21 protein-coding genes are annotated in these 22,115 nt (G+C 61.1%); 14 read left to right on the plus strand and 7 right to left on the minus strand.

The window, feature by feature from the left end:
- The first annotated feature begins 16 nt into the window (after positions 1-16).
- The 3 genes from odhB (at position 17) to lpdA (ending at position 3,321) form a co-directional block, all read left to right on the plus strand.
- Complete coding sequence (gene odhB, locus ACODTY_RS00885) at positions 17-1,300, plus strand: 2-oxoglutarate dehydrogenase complex dihydrolipoyllysine-residue succinyltransferase (protein ID WP_488992410.1); 1,284 nt, start codon at positions 17-19, stop codon at positions 1,298-1,300.
- Positions 1,301-1,312: 12 nt separating this feature from the next.
- A complete protein-coding gene (locus tag ACODTY_RS00890; RefSeq protein ID WP_488992411.1) occupies positions 1,313-1,837 on the plus strand; it encodes a hypothetical protein in 525 nt (174 codons plus the stop codon).
- Between the two features lie 77 nt (positions 1,838-1,914).
- Positions 1,915-3,321 carry a dihydrolipoyl dehydrogenase gene (lpdA, locus tag ACODTY_RS00895; RefSeq protein WP_488992412.1) on the plus strand — a complete coding sequence of 469 codons (1,407 nt, stop codon included), beginning with the start codon at positions 1,915-1,917 and terminating at the stop codon, positions 3,319-3,321.
- Positions 3,322-3,898: 577 nt separating this feature from the next.
- Here the strand turns inward: lpdA and ACODTY_RS00900 are convergent.
- A complete protein-coding gene (locus ACODTY_RS00900) occupies positions 3,899-4,114 on the minus strand; it encodes a hypothetical protein (protein WP_488992413.1) in 216 nt (71 codons plus the stop codon).
- Between the two features lie 321 nt (positions 4,115-4,435).
- On the minus strand, positions 4,436-5,377 hold the full coding sequence (locus ACODTY_RS00905) for a tyrosine recombinase XerC (RefSeq protein WP_488992414.1): 942 nt from the start codon (positions 5,375-5,377) through the stop codon (positions 4,436-4,438).
- 155 nt (positions 5,378-5,532) lie between these two features.
- On the opposite strand from ACODTY_RS00905, the gene rimM reads away from it, so the two are divergent.
- Positions 5,533-6,153 (plus strand): ribosome maturation factor RimM, encoded by a 621-nt coding sequence (gene rimM / locus ACODTY_RS00910; RefSeq protein WP_488992415.1) that lies wholly within the window; start codon positions 5,533-5,535, stop codon positions 6,151-6,153.
- Positions 6,150-6,836, plus strand: a complete 687-nt coding sequence (gene trmD / locus ACODTY_RS00915; RefSeq protein ID WP_488992416.1) for a tRNA (guanosine(37)-N1)-methyltransferase TrmD — start codon at positions 6,150-6,152, stop codon at positions 6,834-6,836. Before rimM ends, trmD begins: the two co-directional genes overlap by 4 nt.
- Before the next feature lie 16 nt (positions 6,837-6,852).
- Here trmD and ACODTY_RS00920 read toward each other — a convergent pair whose 3' ends face one another.
- Positions 6,853-7,710, minus strand: coding sequence for an RNA polymerase factor sigma-32 (locus ACODTY_RS00920; RefSeq protein ID WP_488992417.1), 858 nt, complete (start codon positions 7,708-7,710; stop codon positions 6,853-6,855).
- A 290-nt stretch (positions 7,711-8,000) separates the two neighbouring features.
- Here ACODTY_RS00920 and ACODTY_RS00925 point away from each other — a divergent pair, with 290 nt between their 5' ends.
- From ACODTY_RS00925 to ACODTY_RS00935, 3 genes are all read left to right on the plus strand, one after another.
- Positions 8,001-8,774 (plus strand): amino acid ABC transporter substrate-binding protein, encoded by a 774-nt coding sequence (locus ACODTY_RS00925; RefSeq protein WP_488992418.1) that lies wholly within the window; start codon positions 8,001-8,003, stop codon positions 8,772-8,774.
- Between the two features lie 126 nt (positions 8,775-8,900).
- On the plus strand, positions 8,901-9,581 hold the full coding sequence (locus ACODTY_RS00930; protein WP_488992419.1) for an amino acid ABC transporter permease: 681 nt from the start codon (positions 8,901-8,903) through the stop codon (positions 9,579-9,581).
- Positions 9,578-10,336, plus strand: coding sequence for an amino acid ABC transporter ATP-binding protein (locus ACODTY_RS00935; protein ID WP_488992420.1), 759 nt, complete (start codon positions 9,578-9,580; stop codon positions 10,334-10,336). Before ACODTY_RS00930 ends, ACODTY_RS00935 begins: the two co-directional genes overlap by 4 nt.
- 15 nt (positions 10,337-10,351) lie before the next feature.
- On the opposite strand, the gene ACODTY_RS00940 is transcribed toward ACODTY_RS00935, so the two are convergent.
- Positions 10,352-11,770, minus strand: coding sequence for an aminotransferase (locus ACODTY_RS00940; RefSeq protein ID WP_488992421.1), 1,419 nt, complete (start codon positions 11,768-11,770; stop codon positions 10,352-10,354).
- A 251-nt stretch (positions 11,771-12,021) separates the two neighbouring features.
- Here ACODTY_RS00940 and ACODTY_RS00945 point away from each other — a divergent pair, with 251 nt between their 5' ends.
- Genes ACODTY_RS00945 through ACODTY_RS00955 form a run of 3 tightly spaced genes read left to right on the plus strand, consistent with a single transcriptional unit; the run spans position 12,022 to position 14,859 of the window.
- Positions 12,022-12,939: an ABC transporter permease gene (locus ACODTY_RS00945; protein ID WP_488992422.1), complete on the plus strand. Its 918-nt coding sequence runs from the start codon at positions 12,022-12,024 to the stop codon at positions 12,937-12,939.
- Positions 12,936-13,763: an ABC transporter permease gene (locus ACODTY_RS00950; protein ID WP_488992423.1), complete on the plus strand. Its 828-nt coding sequence runs from the start codon at positions 12,936-12,938 to the stop codon at positions 13,761-13,763. The genes ACODTY_RS00945 and ACODTY_RS00950 overlap by 4 nt, the downstream gene beginning before the upstream one ends.
- A gap of 22 nt (positions 13,764-13,785) precedes the next feature.
- Complete coding sequence (locus tag ACODTY_RS00955; RefSeq protein ID WP_488992629.1) at positions 13,786-14,859, plus strand: ABC transporter ATP-binding protein; 1,074 nt, start codon at positions 13,786-13,788, stop codon at positions 14,857-14,859.
- Between the two features lie 62 nt (positions 14,860-14,921).
- Here ACODTY_RS00955 and ACODTY_RS00960 read toward each other — a convergent pair whose 3' ends face one another.
- From ACODTY_RS00960 to ACODTY_RS00970, 3 genes are read right to left on the minus strand one after another with little or no spacing between them, the layout of a single operon-like run.
- A complete protein-coding gene (locus ACODTY_RS00960) occupies positions 14,922-15,998 on the minus strand; it encodes an ABC transporter substrate-binding protein (RefSeq protein WP_488992424.1) in 1,077 nt (358 codons plus the stop codon).
- 21 nt (positions 15,999-16,019) lie between these two features.
- Positions 16,020-16,712: a transcriptional regulator BetI gene (gene betI, locus ACODTY_RS00965; RefSeq protein ID WP_488992425.1), complete on the minus strand. Its 693-nt coding sequence runs from the start codon at positions 16,710-16,712 to the stop codon at positions 16,020-16,022.
- Between the two features lie 26 nt (positions 16,713-16,738).
- Complete coding sequence (locus tag ACODTY_RS00970; protein WP_488992426.1) at positions 16,739-17,539, minus strand: methyltransferase domain-containing protein; 801 nt, start codon at positions 17,537-17,539, stop codon at positions 16,739-16,741.
- 168 nt (positions 17,540-17,707) lie between these two features.
- Between ACODTY_RS00970 and ACODTY_RS00975 the strand changes: the two genes are divergently transcribed.
- The 3 genes from ACODTY_RS00975 to ACODTY_RS00985 are packed head-to-tail and all read left to right on the plus strand — an operon-like array spanning position 17,708 to position 22,114.
- Positions 17,708-19,327, plus strand: coding sequence for a phytoene desaturase family protein (locus ACODTY_RS00975; RefSeq protein ID WP_488992427.1), 1,620 nt, complete (start codon positions 17,708-17,710; stop codon positions 19,325-19,327).
- Positions 19,314-20,885 (plus strand): phytoene desaturase family protein, encoded by a 1,572-nt coding sequence (locus ACODTY_RS00980; protein ID WP_488992428.1) that lies wholly within the window; start codon positions 19,314-19,316, stop codon positions 20,883-20,885. The genes ACODTY_RS00975 and ACODTY_RS00980 overlap by 14 nt, the downstream gene beginning before the upstream one ends.
- Positions 20,885-22,114, plus strand: a complete 1,230-nt coding sequence (locus ACODTY_RS00985) for an aminomethyl transferase family protein (protein WP_488992429.1) — start codon at positions 20,885-20,887, stop codon at positions 22,112-22,114. Before ACODTY_RS00980 ends, ACODTY_RS00985 begins: the two co-directional genes overlap by 1 nt.
- Position 22,115: the final 1 nt, after the last annotated feature.

Raw genomic sequence — 22,115 nt, forward strand, 5'->3', positions numbered from 1 at the left:
AGAACGGACAGGCACAATGGCTACCGAAATCCGCGTTCCCACTCTCGGCGAATCCGTCAGCGAAGCGACGATCGGCAAATGGTTCAAGAAGGCGGGCGATGCAATTGCCGCCGACGAGCCGATTGTCGAGCTTGAGACCGACAAGGTGACGATCGAAGTACCGGCACCGGCTGCCGGGACCCTGACCGAGATTGCCGCAAATGAGGGCGACACGGTTGGTGTTGGTGCGCTGCTCGGCACCATCGGTGCCGGTGCGGGCAAGGCCGCGGCACCCCAGCCCAAGCAGGAAACGGCGGTGGCACAGGCTTCTGCGCCCACGGCAGCCTCGACCACGAAGGAGGCTGCGGCCCAGCAGGCAAAGATCGCAGGCGAATCTCCGATCGAACCGCGTGCGATGCCTCCGGCACCGGCTGCGGCCAAACTGCTGGCGGAAGCAAACCTTTCGGCCGATCAGATTTCTGGCTCCGGCAAGCGCGGCCAGGTGCTGAAGGGCGATGTTCTGGATGCCATCGCAAAGGGCGCGCCGTCACAGCCGGCAGAAGCGCCTCGTGCTCCCGCCGCTCCCGCTGCCGTTCGCGCACCCTCTTCGGCGGACGATGCGGCTCGCGAAGAGCGCGTTCGCATGACCAAGCTTCGCCAGACCATCGCACGGCGTCTCAAGGAAGCGCAGTCGAACGCGGCCATGCTGACCACCTTCAACGAGGTGGACATGAAGGGCGTGATGGACCTGCGCGCCAAGTACAAGGACGTGTTCGAGAAGAAGCACGGCGTGAAGCTCGGCTTCATGGGCTTCTTCACCAAGGCGGTGACGCATGCGCTGAAGGAAATTCCGGCGGTCAACGCGGAGATCGACGGCACCGACGTCATCTACAAGAACTACGCCCATATCGGCGTGGCTGTCGGCACCGACAAGGGGCTTGTCGTGCCGGTGGTGCGCGATGCGGACGCCATGTCGATTGCCGAGATCGAGAAAGAGGTCGGCAGGCTGGGACTTGCGGCGCGCGACGGCAAGCTCTCCGTCGCCGACATGCAGGGCGGCACCTTCACCATTTCCAACGGTGGCGTTTACGGTTCGCTGATGTCGACGCCGATCCTCAATGCGCCGCAGTCGGGCATCCTTGGCATGCACAAGATCCAGGACAGGCCGGTGGTGGTCGGCGGTCAGATCGTGATCCGGCCGATGATGTATCTGGCGCTGTCCTACGATCACCGCATCGTCGACGGCAAGGAGGCGGTAACCTTCTTGGTGCGGGTCAAGGAAAGCCTGGAAGATCCGGAGCGGCTGGTGCTGGACCTCTAAAGGATCGGCACCATGGCAGCAGGCAGCACTCGCTTGCGAAGAAATCCGGTTCTGTGGACCGCTTTGGTGTCGGCAACATTGTTTGCCGCGCCGATGGCTGCCAACGCCGCTTGCCCGATGGAACTTGCCGTCTATGGCGACCGCGACGATGCTGCATGGATCGATTTCAGGCCGACCGGCGAGTCGGCCGTGGTTACCAACAGTTTCAAGATGGTGCTCGACAAGGGCGTCGTCCTCGACGGCATCGTGATGTGGAGCGAAGGGGTCAAGCGCCCCTATGCCTCGCTCATGTACCAGTGCCCGGAAGGCGACGTGACCGGCCAAGAGATTGCGGCCTGTACGCTGTGGGAGGGCGTCGTCTACACGGCAGATGCCAGCGGCAAGGTTGATTTGATTCCGGCCGAAGGCAAGGCTGCCCCGCCGACGCTGATTTTCCCTGACCTTGCTCCGACGCTGCGCATGTCTGCGGCTTTCGGAGAAAACGGGTTTTCGAAGTTGCCTTGGGACGTTTTTGCATTGAAGGGTTGCCAGGAATAGGTGGCTCGCGGGTGGCGAAGCCGTTTCGCCCTGCATAGATCGAAGATGCCGGCAGGCCGGCAAGAAGGATTGAAATCATGGCTTATGATGTCGTCGTCGTCGGGTCCGGTCCGGGCGGATATGTTTGCGCCATCAAGGCTGCGCAACTCGGGCTGAAAGTCGCGGTGGTGGAAAAGCGCGAAACATTCGGCGGTACCTGCCTCAATATCGGCTGCATCCCGTCAAAGGCATTGCTGCACGCGTCTGAGATGTTCGCCGAAGCCAGCCATTCCTTCGATACGCTTGGCGTCGAGATTGCCGCGCCGAAGCTGAATTTGAAGAAGATGATGGCGCACAAGGATGCGACCGTGGCTGCCAATGTCAGCGGCGTCGCGTTCCTGTTCAAGAAGAACAAGATCGACACCTATCGCGGCACCGGCAAGGTCGTCGCAACTGGCAAGGTCTCTGTGACCGGCGAGGACGGTAAGGCGCAGGACATCGAAGCAAAGAACATCGTCATCGCCACCGGTTCCGACGTAGCGGGCATTCCGGGCGTCAAGGTCGATATCGACGAGAAGGTGATCGTGTCTTCCACCGGTGCATTGTTGCTGGACAAGGTGCCGGGCCATCTGGTGGTGGTCGGCGGTGGCGTTATCGGCCTCGAGCTCGGCTCGGTGTGGGCGCGCCTCGGCGCCAAGGTCACGGTGGTCGAATTTCTCGATACCATCCTCGGCGGCATGGACGGCGAAGTGTCGAAGCAGTTCCAGCGCATGCTCGGCAAGCAGGGCTTTGAATTCAAGCTCGGCGCAAAAGTGACAGCCGTAACCAAGGCCAAGAAGGGCGCGACGGTAACCTTCGAGCCGGTGAAAGGCGGTGTGGCGGAGACCGTCGAGGCGGATGCCGTGCTGATCGCCACCGGTCGTAAGCCTTACACGGATGGGCTGGGGCTCAAGGAAGCCGGCGTCGAGATGGACGAACGCGGTCGCGTCAAGACGGACGGGCATCTGCGGACGAACGTCGCCGGCATCTATGCCATTGGTGACGTGGTTGCCGGACCGATGCTCGCTCACAAGGCCGAGGACGAGGGCGTCGCGGTGGCCGAGATCATCGCCGGGCAGGCCGGACATGTGAACTACGACGTCATTCCGGGCGTCGTCTACACCAGCCCGGAGGTGGCTTCGGTTGGCAAGACCGAGGAAGAACTGAAGAAGGCCGGCATTGAATACAAGTCGGGCAAATTCCCGTTCACGGCCAATGGCCGTGCCCGGGCCATGCTGCACACCGACGGCTTCGTCAAGATATTGGCAGACAAGGCAACCGACCGCGTGCTTGGGGTCCATATTGTCGGCTTCGGGGCCGGCGAGATGATCCATGAGGCGGCGGTTCTGATGGAGTTCGGTGGTTCGTCGGAGGATCTCGCCCGCACCTGCCACGCGCATCCGACGATGTCTGAAGCGGTCAAGGAAGCAGCGCTAGCCACGTTCTTCAAGCCGATCCATATCTGACCGCTCGAAGCGAGTGGTCATATGAAAACGGCCCGCCGATCGGCGGGCCGTTTTGCGTTCATGGCCGATGTCAGTTGGCCGGTGCCGGAGCGGGCTCTGCCGGCGCTGGCGCCGGGGCCGGTTCCGCCGGGGCTGGCGCGGGTGCAGGTTCTGTCGCTGCGGGTTGCTCGGCAGGAGGTGAGGCCGGCTCACCCCGCACGAAGATATAGTACGCTGCGATAGCCAAGACGATGACGATCAACGAGATCAGCCACGTACTGCCGCCGCTGCGTGCTTCCATCGGCGGCGGATTGCTAACGCGCGGATCTGATGTTGAAAGTGGCGGTACAGGGTTTAACGGATCCGTAAGCCGTGGATCGTTCGGGTCCGGCTTGTTTGGGTCGGCCATACTGTCCTCCTGGATGAAATGGATCAGCCAATGCCCATTAACGCGCGAGTGGCGAATGGGTTTCATCGACCGTCACATATCGTCTCCGCACCTTGAACAGATGAGGAGTTCACGAGTGGAAAAGCAGCAACTGCGCTCCGCGTCGATCGCAGCTAACCGCGCTACGCGTCGGGGCAGACGCCCCGCTGCCTATTGCGCGGGCTGTGCCGGCGTTGACTGCGATGGCAAAGGCAAGACAGTCTGGTCATCGGGCACCGACATCGGGGGTGGCTGATCTTGCGAAATACTGGCGACAACGGCCGTCTTGTCTACGGCAGCGTTGTCGGCCGATTTCATGAAATCGCAAGCATGGGCCGCCGATGCGGAAAGGCCAAAGGATGCCGCCAGGATAAGTGCCTTTGTCATGCTCTTCTCCTTCCATTTCACTTGGACAGAGAAAGGCTAGCAGAATTCGCCAAGATGGCCCAATCACGCTTTTGCGTACGTGGCTGCCTTGGCTAACATCGATGGCTTTGGGGGATGCGCCCGCTAGGCGGCAAACATGAAAACGGCCAGGAACGACAGGAAGAACAGCACATTGACTGCGGCGAGCAGCTTCATGCCGAAAAGGGCGGTGCGGTCTGCTATGGCGAAGGCGCGTTTCATAGCGTGAAGCCTAAGGTCAAATCGCCGCCAAACCGTTAACGAATGCATCAAAATTGTCGGAATGCTGCAGAAACCATGCGTTCAGGCGCGCGGGTGCGCCGACTGGTAGATTTCCAGCAGGCGTGCCGTGTCCACCCCGGTGTATATCTGCGTGGTCGAAAGGCTGGCGTGGCCGAGCAACTCCTGGATGGTGCGCAGATCGCCGCCACGCCCCAACAAATGGGTGGCGAAGGAGTGGCGCAAGGCATGCGGCGTTGCCGTGTCAGGTAAGTTCAAGGCGGAGCGCAGCTTGACCATTTCGCGCTGGATGATGGCGGGGTTGAGCGGGCCGCCACGCGCGCCGCGAAACAAGGGGCCATCCGCGCCAAGATGGCAAGGGCAGAGCCTTCGATATTCCATGACTGCCTGTTGCGCGACCGGCAGCACCGGTACGAGCCTGGTCTTGCCACCCTTGCCGGTCACCCTCAGCACCGTTTCATTCAGGCTGGCGAGATCGCTGCCGGTGAGCGCGAGTGCTTCCGAGATGCGAAGCCCGGAGCCGTAGAGAAGCGTCAGTAGGGCGGCGTTGCGCGCAGCGATCCAGGGTTCGTCGGCAAGCTGTTCGCTGGCCGAAACCACCTTCCTGGCATCTGCTGCGGTCAATGGCTTCGGCAGCGACTTGGGTTGCTTCGGTGCGCGCAGGGCTGCGGCACCCGCCGCATTGACGAGGCCCTGTCGCTCCAGAAACCGCAGCAGCGAGCGGATCCCGGCAAGGCCGCGGCCCAAGGTGCGGGCGCCGGCACCGCCGTTCCTGCGCGCAGCCAAAAAGCCACGCAGGTCTGCCGGCCGAAGGTTCGCGATTTCGGCGATGCCCGGCGGTCCGCCGCAGTGGCCGGTGAGGAATTGCAGGAACTGACGGCTGTCACGCTCATAAGCTTCGACGGTGAGTTCGGACAGGCGGCGCTCGCCCGCCAGCATGGACAGCCAGCGCTGCCTGGCGTCCTGGAGGTCTGGCTTTGCCGAAATCAGGAACTGTTCCTGCATGATCGTTTCCATCTTTGTCTCGCCATCTTGCTGAAGCGAGGTTAGGAAGCGGTGAAGGATGCTTGTAATCGGATGTCTCAAACCATCGCCGGCAGAATGGTTCCATCTAGCCATGAAACGCTCTAGGACATGGCAAAGCCCGCAGGATTCAATCAATGTCGAAGCTCAACAATCCCGTCCAGATGGCCGTCATCGGTGCTGCGCATGGCATCAAGGGCGAGTTGCGCGTCAAGACCTTTACCGGTGCGCCGGAGGCACTTGGCGACTACGGGCTGCTGTCGGCTCGGGACGGCCGCACATTTGAAGTTGTCAGCATCAGGCCGGCAGGCAATGTCGCCGTGGTGCGCTTCAAGGGAATCGACGGGCGCACCGCAGCAGAAGCGCTGACCGGGACCGAACTTTTCGTCGATCGATCGGCGCTGCCTGAATCCGTCGAGGAAGATGAATTCTACCAGGCAGACCTGATCGGTCTTGCCGTGAAGGACGATACCGGCGCAACCATCGGCAAGGTGCTGGCGGTGCAGAATTTTGGCGGCGGCGACATTCTCGACTTGATGCTGGGTAGCCGCAAGGGCGTGCTCATTCCCTTTACCCAGGCAGCGGTTCCGGAAGTGTCGATTGCAGGTGGCTTCGTGCGCATCGATCCGATTGCAGCCGGGCTGGTCGAAGATGAGGATGGCGACGGCGAACCGGATATCGAGACGGCCCCGGGCCGCGATGGGTTCGATGCCAAGCGCCGCCCGCGTGGACCGAAGGATGCCGGAGGCAACCGGTGAGCTTTGCCGCATCGGTTCTCACGCTTTATCCGGAAATGTTTCCGGGCGCGCTCGGCGTCTCGCTTGCCGGCCGTGCGCTGGAAGCCGGTACATGGTCGCTTGAGACGGTGCAGATCCGCGATTTCGCCACCGATCGCCATCGGACGGTGGACGATACGCCGGCTGGTGGTGGTGCAGGCATGGTGATGCGCGCAGACGTGTTGGCCCGTGCCATCGATAGTGCGGCACCAAAAGACGATCCGCGCCCGCGCCTGCTGATGAGCCCGCGTGGCAAGCCGTTGACGCAGGCGAAGGTGCGAGACCTGGCGTCAGGTCCGGGCGTCGTCATCTTGTGCGGGCGCTTCGAAGGCGTCGACCAGCGCTTGATAGAGGCGCGCGATCTCGAGGAAGTCTCTATCGGCGATTATATTCTCTCAGGCGGCGAGCCGGCTGCGCTGGTGTTGCTGGATGCCATCGTGCGTCTTTTGCCGGGGGTTATGGGCAACGATCAGTCGGGCGAAGAAGAGAGCTTCGAAAACGGGCTTCTTGAACATCCGCACTATACGCGGCCTCAGGAATTCGAGGGGCGGCCCATCCCTGAGGTTCTTATCTCCGGCAATCACGCCAAGATTGCCAAATGGCGTCATGATCAGGCGGAAAGCCTGACGCGTGAACGCCGCCCGGACCTGCTCGATAAGGCTTGAAAAGTCGCAGGCCCGCTCAGGCGGCTAGGAATTCGGGGTTTTGTTTTACCAACGCAACCTTGAGCTTTTCCAGGGCGCGCACCTCGATCTGGCGGACCCGCTCCTTGGAGATGCCAAGCTTGCCGCCGAGTTCTTCCAAAGTAGCGCCCTCATCTTTCAGCCGACGCTCCTCGATAATTCGCAACTCGCGCGCATTCAGCGCCCTGAGTGCGGCCTTGAGCCACCCGGAGCGTCTCTCGACATCGATGGTCGTGGATGCGATTTCGTCAGGCCAAGGATCGTCGCACACCAGGAAATCCATTCGCTCCGTGGAGTCGGAATCGCCGACCAACGGGGCATTCAGCGACCTGTCGGGCGTGGACAGACGCGCATCCATCGTTGCGACGTCCGAGGTGGAAACGCCAAGCGCGGCCGATATTTCCTCATAGAGTGCCGTGCTGGACAGCATTTCGTTGCCGTTGGCCAACCGCGCCCTCAGTCGCCGCAAGTTGAAGAACAGGGATTTCTGCGAAGAACTGGTTCCACCGCGAACGATCGACCAGTTGCGTAGAACGTAGTCCTGCATCGAAGCCCTGATCCACCACGTGGCATAGGTGGAAAAACGCACCTCGCGTTCAGGCTCGAAGCGCGAGGCCGCTTCCAGAAGCCCGACATGACCTTCCTGGATAAGGTCGCTGGCCGGCAGGCCGTAGTGGCGAAACTTTGCGGCCATCGAAATAACCAGTCGCATATGCGCAACGGTTATCCGGTTCAGCGCATCCTGATCATGGTCCTTGCGCCAGCTCAGAGCCAGTTCCTGCTCTTCCTCGCGACCGAGATAGGGCGCCGCCATGGCAATGCGGATGAAGTCGCGCGACGTACTGTCCTGCATCATGGCGGTACTCCGACCTTGAACATCCTGCATGTGCCGGCGCTTAAGCGAAAGGCACTGTGTGACGGTCAGGAACGCTCGAGATCGGAAGTTGGTTCCGGACGATTCCGCGGTTCGAAGAGGCGCTTTCGGCGCGGATAACAAAGCGCGACACCGATCAGCATTTGATAGAAATTCATTCCTGAGCGACGGCTATTTTGGGATTTTCCTTCCTTATTTTATGCCTAAAGTTCTGCGAGATTGCCGGCATCTACAAAAAGCGCCCGTTGCGGGCTCAACAGGATCACAGAAAAATGAACTGGGTTAAATCGCTTATCGTCGCCGGCACGCTGCAGGCGCTGGCTGTCACTGTCGCCGCTGCAGGCGCCAATCTCGACCAGATCAAGGCGGACGGCGTCCTCAAGATCGGCACCGAGGGAACCTACGCCCCCTTCACCTACCACGATGCGTCCAATGCGCTCGTCGGCTTCGATGTCGAGATCGGCAAGGCAGTCGCGGACAAGCTTGGCGTCAAGGCCGAATTCCTCGAAGGCAAGTGGGATGGGCTGATAGCGGGCCTCGACGCCAACCGCTACGACGCGGTCATCAACCAGGTCGGCATCACCGAAGAGCGCAAGGCGAAGTACGATTTCTCGGAGCCCTACATTGCGTCGAAGGCGGTGCTGATCGTCAAGGGTGACAACACCGACATCAAGGGCTTCGCTGACCTCAAAGGCAAGAAGTCCGCCCAGTCGCTGACGTCGAATTTCGGCAAGCTGGCCGAGAAGAACGGTGCGGAACTTGTCGGCACGGACGGCTTCGACCAGTCGATCCAGCTGCTTTTGACCGGCCGCGCGGACGCGACCATCAATGACAGCCTGTCCTTCCTCGACTTCAAGAAGCACAAGCCCGATGCCGATGTGAAGATCGCGGCACAGGAAGAAAATGCCGACTATTCGGGCGTCATCGTGCGCAAGGGCGATCCCGAACTGGTCGCGGCGATCAACAAGGCCCTGGCCGATATCAAGGCCGACGGCACCTACCAGAAGATCGCCGACACCTATTTCGGCCAAGACGTTTCGAAGTAACAACCGGGCTGGCGATCCAGCCAAACTGACCGAGCGGCGGCCGCAAATATCGGCCGCCGCTTTCCGCTTGACGGGTCGGCGCGCTATCTTGCGCTCGACGCAAGCGACGATTTCCGGAGGTTTTCCGTGCCGCACTGGCTGCAATTGATGCTGGAATCGCTTGGCCCGCTGTTGTGGGCCGCGCTGGTTTTCACCACACCGCTGACGCTTCTCTCGTTCACATTCGGCTTGATCGTCGGTCTGGTCGTGGCGCTGATCCGCCTGTTCGGGCCTAGGCCGCTGGCTGCGGTGGTGCGCTTCTATGTCTGGATCTTTCGTGGCACGCCGCTTCTCGTCCAGCTCTTCCTGATCTTTTATGGCCTGCCGTCCGTCGGCATCCTGCTCGACGCCTTTCCGGCAGCCCTGATCGGGTTCACCCTCAACATCGGCGCCTACAGCTCCGAAATCATCCGTGCCGTGATCGGCTCGGTGCCAAAGGGCCAATGGGAAGCGGCCTATTCGATCGGCATGACGTGGAGCCAGGCCATGCGCCGGACCATCCTGCCGCAAGCAGGGCGCGTCGCGGTGCCGCCGCTTTCCAACACCTTCATCTCGCTGGTAAAAGACACTTCGCTTGCGGCTGCCATCACCGTGCCGGAGATGTTCCAGGCCGCGCAGCGCATCGTCGCCGTCACCTACGAGCCGCTGATCCTCTATGTCGAGGCGGCGCTGCTCTATCTTGCCATGAGTTCGGTGCTATCCGCCTTGCAGGCCCGATTGGAGACAAGGCTCAACCGCTATGGCGGTTTCCTGGAGGCGCGGGCATGATCGGCCTCACCGATATCGAAAAGCGCTTCGGCGACAATGTCGTGCTGAAGGGTGTGTCAGTCGCCATCGCTGAAAGTAGCGTTACCGCTTTGGTCGGCCCATCCGGCGGCGGCAAGAGCACGCTCTTGCGGTGCATCAACCTGCTCGAGATCCCAACCTCCGGCACGCTGCGCATCGGGGAAGAGACGCTTGCCTTCCAGCCCGGCGAGAAGGTCGCGTCCAAGGATATTCAGCGTCTGCGCCGCCAGACCGGCATGGTGTTCCAGAACTTCCAGCTTTTCCCGCATCGCACTGCGATCGAGAATGTCATGGAAGGACTGACGACTGTGCTTAAATGGCCGGTTGAGCGGGCTCGCGAGCGGGCCCTTGCCTTGCTTGATAAAGTCGGCATGGCACACAAAGTCGATGCCTGGCCGGCAACGCTTTCCGGAGGCCAACAGCAACGCGTGGCGATTGCCCGCGCCTTGGCCCCTTCGCCGAAGGTTTTGCTGTGCGATGAACCGACCTCGGCGCTTGACCCTGAGCTGGCGCAGGAAGTGGTCGACGTGCTCGGACAGCTTGCAAGCGAAGGTACGACCATGGTGATGGCCACGCACGACCTGCGCCTTGCTTCCAAGATCGCCAACGAAGTGGTGTTCCTGGAGGCTGGCGTCGTGGTGGAAAGCGGGCAGGCGACAAGACTGTTCGCCAATCCGCAGCGCGAACGTACCAGACGCTTTATCGCCACCTTGCGCCATGAACAGGGAGGTGGCTGAGCCGACTAAAACGGTTCAGCCCTGCCAGACGCCTTCCTTGCGCAGGTCGTCCATGGTGCGCGAAATGCCTTCGCGCAGGATCGCCACCATGTCGTCGATCTGCTCGCGGGTGATGGTCAACGGCGGCGACATCACGCACATGTTGATCAGCGGCCGCACCAGCAGGCCGAGTTCGTGGCAATGCGCGTCGATGCGCGCTCCGACATTCTTGTCGAGTTGCAGCGCATTCTTGCTTTCGCGGTCGGCCACGCATTCGACACAACCCATCAGACCGAGACCGCGCACTTCGCCCACCAGCGGCAACTCTTCCAGCGTCTTCAACTGAGCCTGAAAGTACGGTGCGATGCTTCGGGTATGAGCGAGAACGCTCTCCTCGAGGATATCGAGGTTCTTGAGCGCCACCGCACAGCCAATGGGATGACTGGTATAGGTAAGGCCATGGCCGAATAGCGCATCGGGATGGTTGGAGCGGCGCAAATCCTGAAGCAGGCGTTCGGAAATCACCACGCCGCCGAGCGGGAAATAGCCGGAGGTGACGCCCTTGGCAAAAGTTATCATGTCGGGGTCGAGGCCGAATACATCTCCCGAAGCAAAGACGTGGCCGAGACGGCCAAAGGCGGTTACCACCTCGTCCGAGACATAGAGGATGTCGTTGGCGCGGCAGATCTCGCGGATGCGTTGCAGATAGTTGTCTGGCGGTATGATGACGCCGCCTGAGGCCTGAACTGGTTCGCCGACGAAAGCGCCGATGCGTTCGGCTCCAACGCGCGCTACCGTCGCCCTGAATTCGTCCACGAGGAAATCGCTGAACGCATCCGTCGTCATGCCCTTTGGCCGGCGGAACGGGTCGGGCGACGTCAGCTTGACGACCAGTTCGTCGGCGCCGTCCATCCAGTCCCAGTCACGCGGCCGTCCATTCAGCGAGGCCGAAAGGTAGGTGGAACCATGATAGGCGCCGCCACGGCTGAGGATCAGCTTCTTTTCCGGTCGCCCGCGCACGTTGTTATAGAATTGCATGAAGCGTAGTGCCGTCTCCACCGCCGACGAGCCGCCGGTGGTGTAGAAGACATGATTGAGGTCACCGGGTGCGTGGGACGCGATGCGCTCTGCAAGCTCGGCCGATGGCGCGTTCATCGTGTACCATGGCGTGTTGTAGCAAAGCTGCATGGCCTGGTCGTACATCACGCGGGCCAGTTCTTCGCGGCGATGGCCGATATTGATGCACCACATGCCGGCGGGGCCGTCGATCAGCTTCTTGCCGGTGCTATCGGTGATGTAGATGCCATCGCCTTCGCCGATCAGGGCGCGGGCTTCCTCGCCAACGGAACCGGCATACGGCCAAGGCTGGACAAGGTGGCGTTTCGCCTGCTCGACGGCCTCCGGTTCTTCGCTGCCACCGGCCTGATCCATCGATAAGTCGCGTAATGCCGCCATTGCTGCCTCGCTTTCGGTCCCGCCCGGCTTACCGCCGGTTTGGGCCTTACCATCACTTCATTTTGAATGTCCGTTCAATCAATATGGCAGAAATAGCGCTTGATTTCAATCGTCGGATGCGCTCATGATTGGATGACAGCGGGCAAGCTCACGCAGAACGGGCGACCGCATGACCAATGGGATGGCAGCATGTCAGGCAAGTCTAGGCCGGCGACTGCATACGCACCCGAAGCCCTTTGCGGGGTTTTGCCGTGACGGCGGCTGTGGAAGACAGCCCAAGGCTCGGATCGAAACGAGCCCGCCGCGATGCTCTTCTGCAATCGGAAGCAGTTCAAGGTCTTGGGCTGATCAGCCCGACCTTTCTCTACGCGGTGGTTTTTCTGCTGGCGCCGATCATCGTCGTCATCGCGCATTCGTTCTGGACGCAGCATTACCTCACGATCGACCGCACCTTTACGCTGGAGAATTACCGCATTGCGCTGACGGAGCCGATCTACCGCGACCTGTTGTGGCGATCGCTCTACATCTCGCTGACGGTGAGCTTCCTGACTGTGGTGTTTGCCTATCCCATTGCCTACTTCATCTCGTTCCATGGCGGCCGCCACAAGGGTTTGTGGCTGTTCCTCATCACCATCCCGTTCTGGACCAGCTACCTGTTGCGCGTGATGGCCTGGAAGGTGATCCTTGGCTACAATGGCGTGCTCAATTCCGGCCTGATGGGGCTTGGCATCATCGATGAACCGTCGACGGCGCTGCTCTACAATTCGAGCGCCGTCATCATCACGCTGACCCATGCATGGGCGGCCTTCGCCATCCTGCCGATTTTCGTTTCGCTGGAAAAGGTCGATCGTACGCTGGTCGAGGCCGCGACCGACCTCGGCGACGGTCCGCTGCGCTCGTTCCTGCGTGTTACGCTGCCTCTTTCCATTCCTGGCGTGATCGCGGCATTGCTCATCGTCATGATCCCGACCGTCGGCGACTATGTGACGCCGAAGCTGGTCGGCGGCAAGGATGGGGTGATGATCGCCAATGCCATCCAGGTTCAATTCGGCAAGGCCGCCAACTGGCCGCTAGGTGCCGCGCTCTCGGTCACTACGATGGTCATCGTCACGATGATGGCGCTGGCCAGCGTCTTCATCATCCGCTCGGCAGCGAGGATGGCGCGATGAGCGGGTTGAAGCGCTTTCTACCCGGCCGGTCCTGGCTTGGCGCTTACGCAGCCATCTATGTCGGGTTCCTTTATCTGCCGGTAATTTTCCTACCGATCTTTTCCGTCAACACCGCGGCGACACCAAAATTTCCCCTCTCCGGCTATACGCTGAAATGGTACGAGCAGTTGCCGCACACGCCGGCATTGCTAGATGCTGCGTGGAACAGTCTCATCGTCGGCATTTCTGCCTCTGTCCTCGCCACTACACTCGGCATCCTCGCCGCGCGCGCCATAACCCGTTACCGGTTTCCGGGCCGCCGCTCGATCAACGGGCTGATCATGGCGCCGCTGGTGCTGCCGGAGATCATCGTCGCCATTTCGATGCTTCTGGTCATGCTGCAACTGGGCCTCAGCCTTTCGCTGTTCACCGTCGTGCTCGGCCATGTATTGATCTGCATTCCCTATTCGATGACGGTGCTGATTTCCGGTTTCGAAGGGTTCGACCGCAGTCTCGAGGAAGCTTCCGCCGACCTGGGTGAAAGCGCCTTTGGAACGTTTCGCCGCGTGACATTGCCGATGGTGATGCCCGCCATCATCTCCAGCCTGCTGGTTTCCTTCACCATCTCGCTGGACGAGTTCATCATCGCCTTCTTCCTCACTGGAACAGAGGCAACGCTGCCGATCTATATCTGGGGACAGTTGCGGTTTGCTGCCAAGCTGCCCGGCGTGCTGGCGCTTGGCACGCTGCTCCTTGTTCTGTCCTTTGTCATGTTGTCGATCGCCGAGATCCTGCGCCGCCGCGCCGCGCGCCGGACCAGCAATGAGGGAGGCCTTTATGCCTGAACGCCCCGTAGCCGATCGGCCCATGATCGAGATCACCAATGTCACCCGCAGCTATGGAGCCTTCAAGGCGCTGGACGACGCCAATCTCGTCATCAGGGAAGGCGAATTCTTCTCGCTGCTCGGACCCTCCGGTTGCGGCAAGACCACGTTGCTTCGCATGATCGCGGGCTTCGACAACCCGACCACCGGAACCATCGCCGTCGATGGGCAGGCGATGGAGGGCATCCCGGCCAACCGGCGGCCGACCAACATGGTGTTCCAGAGCTACGCCATCTTCCCGCACCTCAATGTCGAGCAGAACGTCGCCTATGGGCTGAAGCGGTTTAGGCTGGATTCCGCGGAGGAAAAGCGGCGGGTAGAGGAAGCCCTGGGGCAGGTTTCGCTGAACGGTCTCGGCAAGCGCGGCGCAACCGAGCTTTCCGGGGGCCAGCGGCAGCGCGTGGCTTTGGCGCGCGCCCTCGTTATGCGTCCGAAGGTGCTTTTGCTGGACGAGCCGCTGTCGGCGCTGGACAAGAAGCTGCGCGAGCAGATGCAGGTTGAATTGAGGCGATTGCAGCAGGCGGTGGGCATCACCTTCGTCTTGGTGACGCACGACCAGTACGAGGCGCTGGCGATGTCGGACCGTATCGCCGTGATGTTCGGTGGGCGTATTGCGCAAGTCGCGTCGCCGAAGGAAATCTACCAACGCCCGGTCAATCGTCAGGTAGCAGACTTCCTCGGCGGCATGAATTTCGTCAAGGCCGAAATCGTCGAAGAGCAGAACGCATCCTTGCTGGTCGACACGCTCGGCTTCGGCCGGATCAAGACCGACAAGCCCAAGGCTTTTGTTCGCAACGGGAGCGGCGCGACGCTCGGCATCCGGCCTGAACGGCTGCGTGTGCTCTGGGATGACTCGAGCGCGAAATTCGAAGTTTCCGGCAAAGTGGTGGAGCGCCACTATTTTGGCGAGATCACGCACCTGATCGTCGAGATACCCGGCCTTGAAAAGCCGCTGTCGGTAACTGAAACCAACGATTTCGGTGCTGACGATATTCCGGTCGGTTCGTCGATCCGCTTGGCTTACGATCCAGAGGCTTTGGTGGCGCTGGCCGATTGAAACCAGTTTGAAAATGCCGGCCGGCAGTACGCCGGCCGGCTGGCAGTTCTAGCAGCTACTTCTTAGTAGCCGGCCTTGATCTTCTCGAACTCAGCAATCATTTTCAGCTTGAGGTCGGACGGAACAGGCGACTGGAAAAGCGTCTTGTCGACGAATTTTCCGACGTCGTCGTAACCCTTTTCCTTCAGTACCTGGGGATCGACAGCTTCCATACCCTTGGCGTTCGCCTGGCCGTAGCCCCAATCGCCGACCAGCACCTTTGCCACTTCGGGATCGTTGATTGCGTTGAGGTAGTCATAGGCCTTGTCGGTGTTGCCGGGCGCATCCTTGAACATGACGTAGCCGCAAACCCAGGTCGAAATGCCCTCGTCGGTGTCCTTCTTCGACTTGATCGGCGCGCCGGCCGCTATCGACTGGACCGCGGCATCATTCCACGCCCAGGCAAGGTCGACTTCACCGCCGGACAGCGCCTGGACGATATCGGTTGTATCCGTCCAGTACAGCCGCACGTTCTTGTGCACTTTGCGCAGGAATTCGGACGCCTGCTTGAACTGGTCGTCGGTCATCGTGGTCCAGTCCTTGATGCCGAGGACAAGGCTGGCGAGTGCATAGGCGTCGTCGACATTGTCGCCGATCGAGACGCGGCCTTCAAATTTCGGATCGGCAAAGGCCTTCAGCGACTGGACGTCCTTTTCGTCGACCTTTTCGGTGTTGTAGGTCACCAGCGTGTTGCCCCAGTCCCACGGCATGAACCAGGCCTTGCCATCCGCTGTCGTGGCAAGATCCTTCATCGCCATGATGCCCGGGTTCAGGCTGTTCCAGTCGGTGATCTTCGAGGTATCGAGCGGCTGCAGAAGACCGGCCTCGCGCCATTTCACGACGCTTTGCGAGCAGGGATGGCCAAGATCGGCCTTGAAGCCTGAACGGATCTTCTCGAAGGCTTCGTCTTCATCGCCGAAGAAAGCGAATGTCGGCGAATCGCCATTCTTGTCGAGATATTTCTGATGGAAGGAAGGGTCCTCATATCCTGACCAGTCGAAGACAATAAGCTCGTTGTCTGCGGCTATCGCCAGTGCGGCAACCGAGGCGGCCAAAGAGCCCGCCAGAGCCAGCGTCAAACGTCGGGAAATCGTCTTCATCGTTCCATCCTCTGTTTGGTGTTATGCCGTTTTCCGGTCTGCCGCCTCCCGCGGATAGTGATCCGGAAATACCGAAGCCAGGAAATCATAGGCCGAGGTAAGCGCGGTTTCGCGCGTGACACCTTCTGCGCCGATCATCAGCCTGAGCCACAGTCCTTCGAGCAGGGCGCTCAAAGTGAGCGCTGTCGCCTCCACATCGTAGCTGTAGCCGGCCCGCTGCTTGAGGCTCGCGCAAAGCTCGACGATAATGCCCTGGTAAGTCTGGTCGCGCGCGCCGCTCAGGGCCTGGTATGTGGGCCTCGACTTGGCTTCGCCCCAGAAGGCGCACCACGCGGCGAGCTTGCGCTTGTTGCAGATGGCGCGGTCGAAATCAGCGGTAACGAGTGCCTGCAGGCGACGCGCCGGATCGTCACCAGCCTTGGTGAGCGCGGCGCGCCAGTGAGCGCCATATTCGTCGTACATATGCTGCAAGGTCGCGATCAGCAGTTTTTCCTTGCTCTCGAAATGGAAGTTGACGATGCCGCGCGACAGGCCAGCACCGTCGGCAACATCCGCCATTGTTGTATCGGAGTAACCGCGCTTGGCGAGTGAATCGATGGTGGCTTCGATCAGCTGAAGGCGGCGCACTTCCTTGGACGCTTTACGGCCGCGTCTTTCAGGTTCGGCTTTCGCTGCCGGGCTTTCCAGATCTTCTTCCACTGCCGCTGTCTTCATCGGATGAGCCGCTTCCATATTTCCGGCTATCCTGTCCTGCCGGGCTTTCGCCCTCGCAGATGAGTGGGACGGTGCTCGCCGCTGTCAAGCACTACCTGCATGGCTTCCCATGTCTTGATGTTCTTATCAACATAGGCAGCGCCGACAGCCGATGCCGCGCGCGCATAGAGGGGACCCTTCAATCGCGCCAGTTCGGTTCTGGCCACCTCGCGATACCAGGGGTTTCGATCGCGCGTCTCGATGTCGGTGAAGCCGGCCAGCCGCATCGCCTCCGAATAGCGCGCGGGCGAGGCCATGGCGAAGGATAGCCCTTCGGCGGCGATATAGGCCTTCATCTCGGGCGACGGTTCGCCGTCATGCGAGATCATCCAGTTCGACGCGGCAAACACACCGCCCGGCTTCAAGACCCGGAAAATGTCGGCAAACAGTGCGTCCTTGTCAGGCACGTGCAGCAAGGCATCCTTGGAAAAGACGATGTCGAACGAATTGTCGGCAAAGGGTAGACGGCCGGGTGCGGCCTGCACGAAGCTGGCGCGGTCGGACAGGTTGCGTTCGACACTGTGACGGCGAGCGGCTTCTATGACCGGCAACTCGACATCGAAGCCGGTAGCTGCGGAAAGGCCATGCGCTTCAAGGAGATGCAAGGTGACGCCGCCGGCGCCGCACCCCACATCGAGAAGCGTCTTGCTTTTGAGGTCCAGGCCATCAACGACCCGGTCGACTTCGTCCGGCCCGCCGGGGGACAGGTATCCTTCACCCCACAGAGCCTCCAGAAAGCGGATGGCGCTGTCGTCATATTCTGGTTCTGCCGTTGCCGTCTCGATCATCGGATCACAGATTTTCAAGTCCCTGAGACGAAAAGAAAGCTAGCGCATTCCCGGCAAAACGCAACCTCATTTGTTGAACATTCATTCAATATGGCTGGACAAAAATGGGGTGATCGTGGCAAATTTGGGTAAATCAGGGCCAGATCACGCGAGCAGAAGGTCGCTGGAATGAAGAGTTGGGACGCGATTATCATTGGGGGCGGCCATAACGGGCTGGTCAATGCCTGCTATCTGCGGCGCGCCGGCCTTGACGTCCTCGTGGTCGAAAAGAATGGCTGGGTGGGTGGGGCCGCTACCAGCCGGGAACTGACGCCCGGCTTTGCCTATTCAAACTGTTCCTATGTCTGCTCGCTGTTTCGCCCGGAGATCATGCGCGACCTGGAGCTGCCGCGCTTCGGCCTGCAGGTCATTTCCTATGAAGGCGGGGCGGTGCTGACCCGCGACGGCGACTATCTCGCCAATTATCGCGACCATGATGCGCACAGGCGCGAATTCGCCCGTTTCTCCAAGCGCGATGCCGAGGCCTATGACCGCTATGCCCGCGACGTGACGCGGCAGTGCCGCTTCATCCAGCCGTTGCTGATGCGCACGGCGCCAGATCCGACCAGTCTCAAGCCGCGTGACCTTGGCGAACTTGTCTATCTCGCTAGGAAGTTCGGCGAACTTTCCGCCGCAGAAATATCGCTGATGCTGCGTTTCTGGACGATGTCGATCTCGGATTTCCTCGATGAATATTTCGAGACCGATGTCATCAAGGCGAACTTCGCCATATCCGGCATCATCGGGACCGCGCTCGGGCCGATGTCTCCCGGCACCGCCTATGTGCTTCTGCATCACTACATGGGCGAGGTAGACGGTTCTGTCGGCGCCTGGGGTTATGCGCGTGGCGGCATGGGCGCCGTAACAAAGGCGCTGGCCGCTTCCTTTGAGGCTTCGGGCGGCACGATCAGGACGGGCGCAGAGGTCGAGCGCGTGCTGGTCAAGGGCGGCAAGGCAAAGGGCATCGTTCTTGCTGGCGGCGAGGAGATCTACGGCAAGCTTGTCGTCTCCAATGCGGACGTAAAGCGGACCTTCCTGAAACTGGTCGAGGACAAGGACCTGCCGGATGTCTTCCTGCGGCGGGTGCGCAACTTCAAGATCCGCGGCTCGTCGGGCAAGGTCAACATCGCGCTGGATTCGTTGCCGGAATTTCCGGCATTGCCCAAGAATTCACCCTGCTACCGCGGCGATCTTCATTTCACCGATACGGTCGAGCGCATGGAACGCGCATATGACGATTGGAAGGCCGGGCGGTGGTCCGCCGATCCATTCCTCGACATGATGATCCCGACCACGCTCGACCCGACCATGACTGCGCCGGGCAAGCACTTCATGAGCTGCTTTGTGCAGTACGCGCCGCCAAAGATAGAGGGGCGCGATTGGACCGACGCCGACCGCGACGGCTTTGCCGAATCGGTGATTTCGCAGATCGCCGACTACTCGCCCGGTTTCCGCGACCGCATCGTTCACATGGAGGTGCGCACGCCGCGCGAACTGGAAGCGGAGGTCGGGCTTACGGAGGGCAACATCTTCCAGGGCGAACTCACCTTCGACCAGTTGCTGTTCAACCGTCCGGTGCCGGGCTATGCGCAATACCGTTCGCCCATCGACGGGCTCTATATCTGCGGTTCGTCCACCCACCCCGGCGGCGGCGTGATGGGCGCACCCGGCCGTAACGCTGCTGCCGAAATTCTTCGCGATCTCGCCAAGCCCCGCCTTCACATGAGCCCGGCCCATGACATCATTTGATTGCATCGTCGTTGGCGGTGGCCACAACGGCCTGGTTGCGGCAGCACTGCTTGGAAAGAGCGGTCGCAAGGTGCTGGTGCTGGAGGCTGCGGCCGAGGTTGGGGGCGCTGCCCGCACGGAAGAGTTCGCACCCGGCTTCCGGACGTCCTCGCTTGCGCATGTCTTGAACCGGCTTCATCCGGACGTGGTCAAGGAACTGGACCTTGAACGGCATGGCCTGCGCCTGAAGCGGGCCGCCTTCATTCCCTCAGTCGCGCTTGTGAAGGAAGGCTCGCCGCTTATCCTGCAAGGGGCGTATGGCGAGAGCCTGACGGGTGCCAGCGTTACGGAACAAGCTGCATGGCGTGGGATGCGAGCCCAGTTGCTTCGCTATGCGGACATTCTGAAGCCATTTCTGTCGCGCCGCCCACCCGATCTCGGCGGCCTGTCTCTTGGCGAAACCGCGGCGCTTGGCCAGATGGCATTGGCCTTGAAGCGTCTCGGCAAGGAAGACATGCGCGACTTCCTGCGCGTGCTTCTGATGAACGTGGCGGATCTGCTTGACGAGCAACTGACGGATGACCGGCTGAAAGGCCTGCTTGCCTTCGATGCCGTGCTCGGAGCGCATCTCGGTCCGCGCTCGCCGACGTCGCTGCTCGGCTTGTACTATCGCCTTGCGGGTGAGATTGCGGGCGAAGCCGGGGCGCAGCTTTTGCCTGAAGGCGGCATGGGCGCGGTGGTATCGGCGATCGGAGCGGCGGCTGCCAAGGCTGGCGTGACGCTGCGCGCAGGTGCCCCGGTTGGGCGCATCCTTGTCGAGAACAGCCGTACAACCGGCGTTGTGCTCAAGACAGGCGAGGAGATAGGTGCCGCCACCGTCATCTCGGCGACGGACCCGGCAACGACCTTCCTCGATCTGGTTGGACCGCGTGACCTCGACACCGGTTTCGTGCGCAAGGTGAGCAACATCCGCATGAAGGGCGATACGGCCAAGCTCCATCTCGCGCTTGACGCGCCGCCTGCCTTCGCAGGTCTGGATGCAGCCGGACACAAGGGCCGCCTTGTCATCGCGCCTTCCACGAACCATGTCGAACGCGCCTTCAATCCATCGAAGTATGGCGAGTTTTCGCCTGAACCGGTCATGGAGATCACCTTGCCGTCGCTTTCCGATGCGTCGCTTGCACCCGATGGCGCGTGCGTGCTTTCGGCGGTCGTCCAGTACGCGCCCTATGCGCTGAAGGAGGGTTGGCAGACCGGCAGGGCGAAGTTCCAGGCTGCTATCATGGCGCAGCTTGAGGCCTATGCTCCGGGTATCGGCAAGACGGTACGCGATGCCGAGCTTCTTACGCCGGCTGATATCGAAGCCCGGTATCACATGCGCGGTGGCCATTGGCATCATGGTGAGTTGCAGGCCGACCAGATGCTGGTTTCGCGGCCGGTCGCTGGCTGGTCGGGCTACGATACGCCGATCGCAGGCCTTTATCTTGCCTCTGCCGGTTCTCACCCCGGTGGCGGTGTCTCCGGGGCGCCGGGGCTGAATGCCGCCCGGCGGATATTGCAGAGGCGGAAGGAGGCGTGATGGATACGGTAGCTGACAAGGTTGCGCTTCGCCGCGCTGCGCAGGGCCAATTCAGCACCTGGCGGATCGATACGCCGTTCCAGCCAAGGCTTGCGGAACTGTCGAGGACCGACGACTGGTATAGCTGGGCAGGGTACCGGGCACCGCATTCGCTTTGGGATGAGGAGCTCGAATACTTCGCCATCCGCAGTCAGGCGGCGATGTTCGATATTTCGCCGATGACCAAATACCGGGTCGAGGGACCGGACGCCGAAGCGTTCCTCAACCGCTTGACGTTGCGCGACGTGTCGAAGCTGAAGCCGGGCAGGGTGCACTACACCGCATGGTGCGACGACGAAGGTTTTGTCCTGGACGACGGGACGCTGTTTCGCCTCTCCGCGGACAGGTTCCGCCTGTGTTGTCAGGAACGCCATCTGCCCTGGTTGCTCGACAGCGCGGTTGGATTTGAGGTTTCGGTCGACGAGGAGACGGAGCAGGTTGCAGGTCTGGCGCTGCAAGGACCGACATCCTTTGCCGTGCTTCGCGAGGCAGGTTTTGCCGGCGTCGAAAAGCTTAAGGTTTTCGATCTTGCCGAATTCGATCACGAAGGCGGCAAGGTGGTGATTTCGCGCACAGGATTTACCGGTGATCTCGGCTATGAGCTGTTCGTTGATAGGGATTTGGCGCTCAGCCTGTGGGATCGGCTGTTCAAGGCCGGGGAGCTTCGTGGTATCCGCGCCATTGGCTATACGGCACTGAACAGGGCCCGAACCGAAGCCGGGCTGATTGTCGCCAACGCCGATTTCGTGACCTCCGAGCACGCCATTCGCGCCAATCGGCTGCGCATGCCTGACGAAATAGGCCTTGGCTTCATGGTCGATGCGACAAAGGGCCATTTCAACGGCCGTCGGGCTATCCTCGAGGCGAGGGCGCGGGGCAAGTTGCGGCATGTGCTTGTCGGGCTGGAGATCGAGGGCAACGTGCCGGCCGAGCATGCCATCGTCTACCACAAGAAGCACAAGGAGGTTGGGCTCGTCAGTGCCGCGCTATGGTCGCCCATGGCCAAGAAAAACATCGCGCTGGCATCGCTCGAAAGACCTTTCGGGGATACGATAACCGACGATCTCTGGGTCGAAATCTACGCCATGCGCGAATTGCAGTATCAGAAGCTGATGAAGCGGGCGAAGGTCGTGCAGCGGCCCTTCATCAAGCTTGACCGTCGCACCGCCAACCCTCCGGCGGATTTTTGAC

It is taken from the genome of Mesorhizobium sp. FG116 (genome assembly GCF_057809835.1).

Excerpts from the sequence above, each read along its gene's own strand:
- odhB (WP_488992410.1), top strand. The coding sequence starts at position 17 with ATGGCTACCGAAATCCGCGTTCCCACTCTCGGCGAATCCGTCAGCGAA.
- ACODTY_RS00890 (WP_488992411.1), top strand. The coding sequence starts at position 1,313 with ATGGCAGCAGGCAGCACTCGCTTGCGAAGAAATCCGGTTCTGTGGACC.
- lpdA (WP_488992412.1), top strand. The coding sequence starts at position 1,915 with ATGGCTTATGATGTCGTCGTCGTCGGGTCCGGTCCGGGCGGATATGTT.
- ACODTY_RS00900 (WP_488992413.1), bottom strand. The coding sequence starts at position 4,114 with ATGACAAAGGCACTTATCCTGGCGGCATCCTTTGGCCTTTCCGCATCG.
- ACODTY_RS00905 (WP_488992414.1), bottom strand. The coding sequence starts at position 5,377 with ATGCAGGAACAGTTCCTGATTTCGGCAAAGCCAGACCTCCAGGACGCC.
- rimM (WP_488992415.1), top strand. The coding sequence starts at position 5,533 with ATGTCGAAGCTCAACAATCCCGTCCAGATGGCCGTCATCGGTGCTGCG.
- ACODTY_RS00920 (WP_488992417.1), bottom strand. The coding sequence starts at position 7,710 with ATGATGCAGGACAGTACGTCGCGCGACTTCATCCGCATTGCCATGGCG.
- ACODTY_RS00925 (WP_488992418.1), top strand. The coding sequence starts at position 8,001 with ATGAACTGGGTTAAATCGCTTATCGTCGCCGGCACGCTGCAGGCGCTG.
- ACODTY_RS00935 (WP_488992420.1), top strand. The coding sequence starts at position 9,578 with ATGATCGGCCTCACCGATATCGAAAAGCGCTTCGGCGACAATGTCGTG.
- ACODTY_RS00940 (WP_488992421.1), bottom strand. The coding sequence starts at position 11,770 with ATGGCGGCATTACGCGACTTATCGATGGATCAGGCCGGTGGCAGCGAA.
- ACODTY_RS00950 (WP_488992423.1), top strand. The coding sequence starts at position 12,936 with ATGAGCGGGTTGAAGCGCTTTCTACCCGGCCGGTCCTGGCTTGGCGCT.
- ACODTY_RS00955 (WP_488992629.1), top strand. The coding sequence starts at position 13,786 with ATGATCGAGATCACCAATGTCACCCGCAGCTATGGAGCCTTCAAGGCG.
- ACODTY_RS00960 (WP_488992424.1), bottom strand. The coding sequence starts at position 15,998 with ATGAAGACGATTTCCCGACGTTTGACGCTGGCTCTGGCGGGCTCTTTG.
- betI (WP_488992425.1), bottom strand. The coding sequence starts at position 16,712 with ATGAAGACAGCGGCAGTGGAAGAAGATCTGGAAAGCCCGGCAGCGAAA.
- ACODTY_RS00970 (WP_488992426.1), bottom strand. The coding sequence starts at position 17,539 with ATGATCGAGACGGCAACGGCAGAACCAGAATATGACGACAGCGCCATC.
- ACODTY_RS00975 (WP_488992427.1), top strand. The coding sequence starts at position 17,708 with ATGAAGAGTTGGGACGCGATTATCATTGGGGGCGGCCATAACGGGCTG.
- ACODTY_RS00980 (WP_488992428.1), top strand. The coding sequence starts at position 19,314 with ATGACATCATTTGATTGCATCGTCGTTGGCGGTGGCCACAACGGCCTG.
- ACODTY_RS00985 (WP_488992429.1), top strand. The coding sequence starts at position 20,885 with ATGGATACGGTAGCTGACAAGGTTGCGCTTCGCCGCGCTGCGCAGGGC.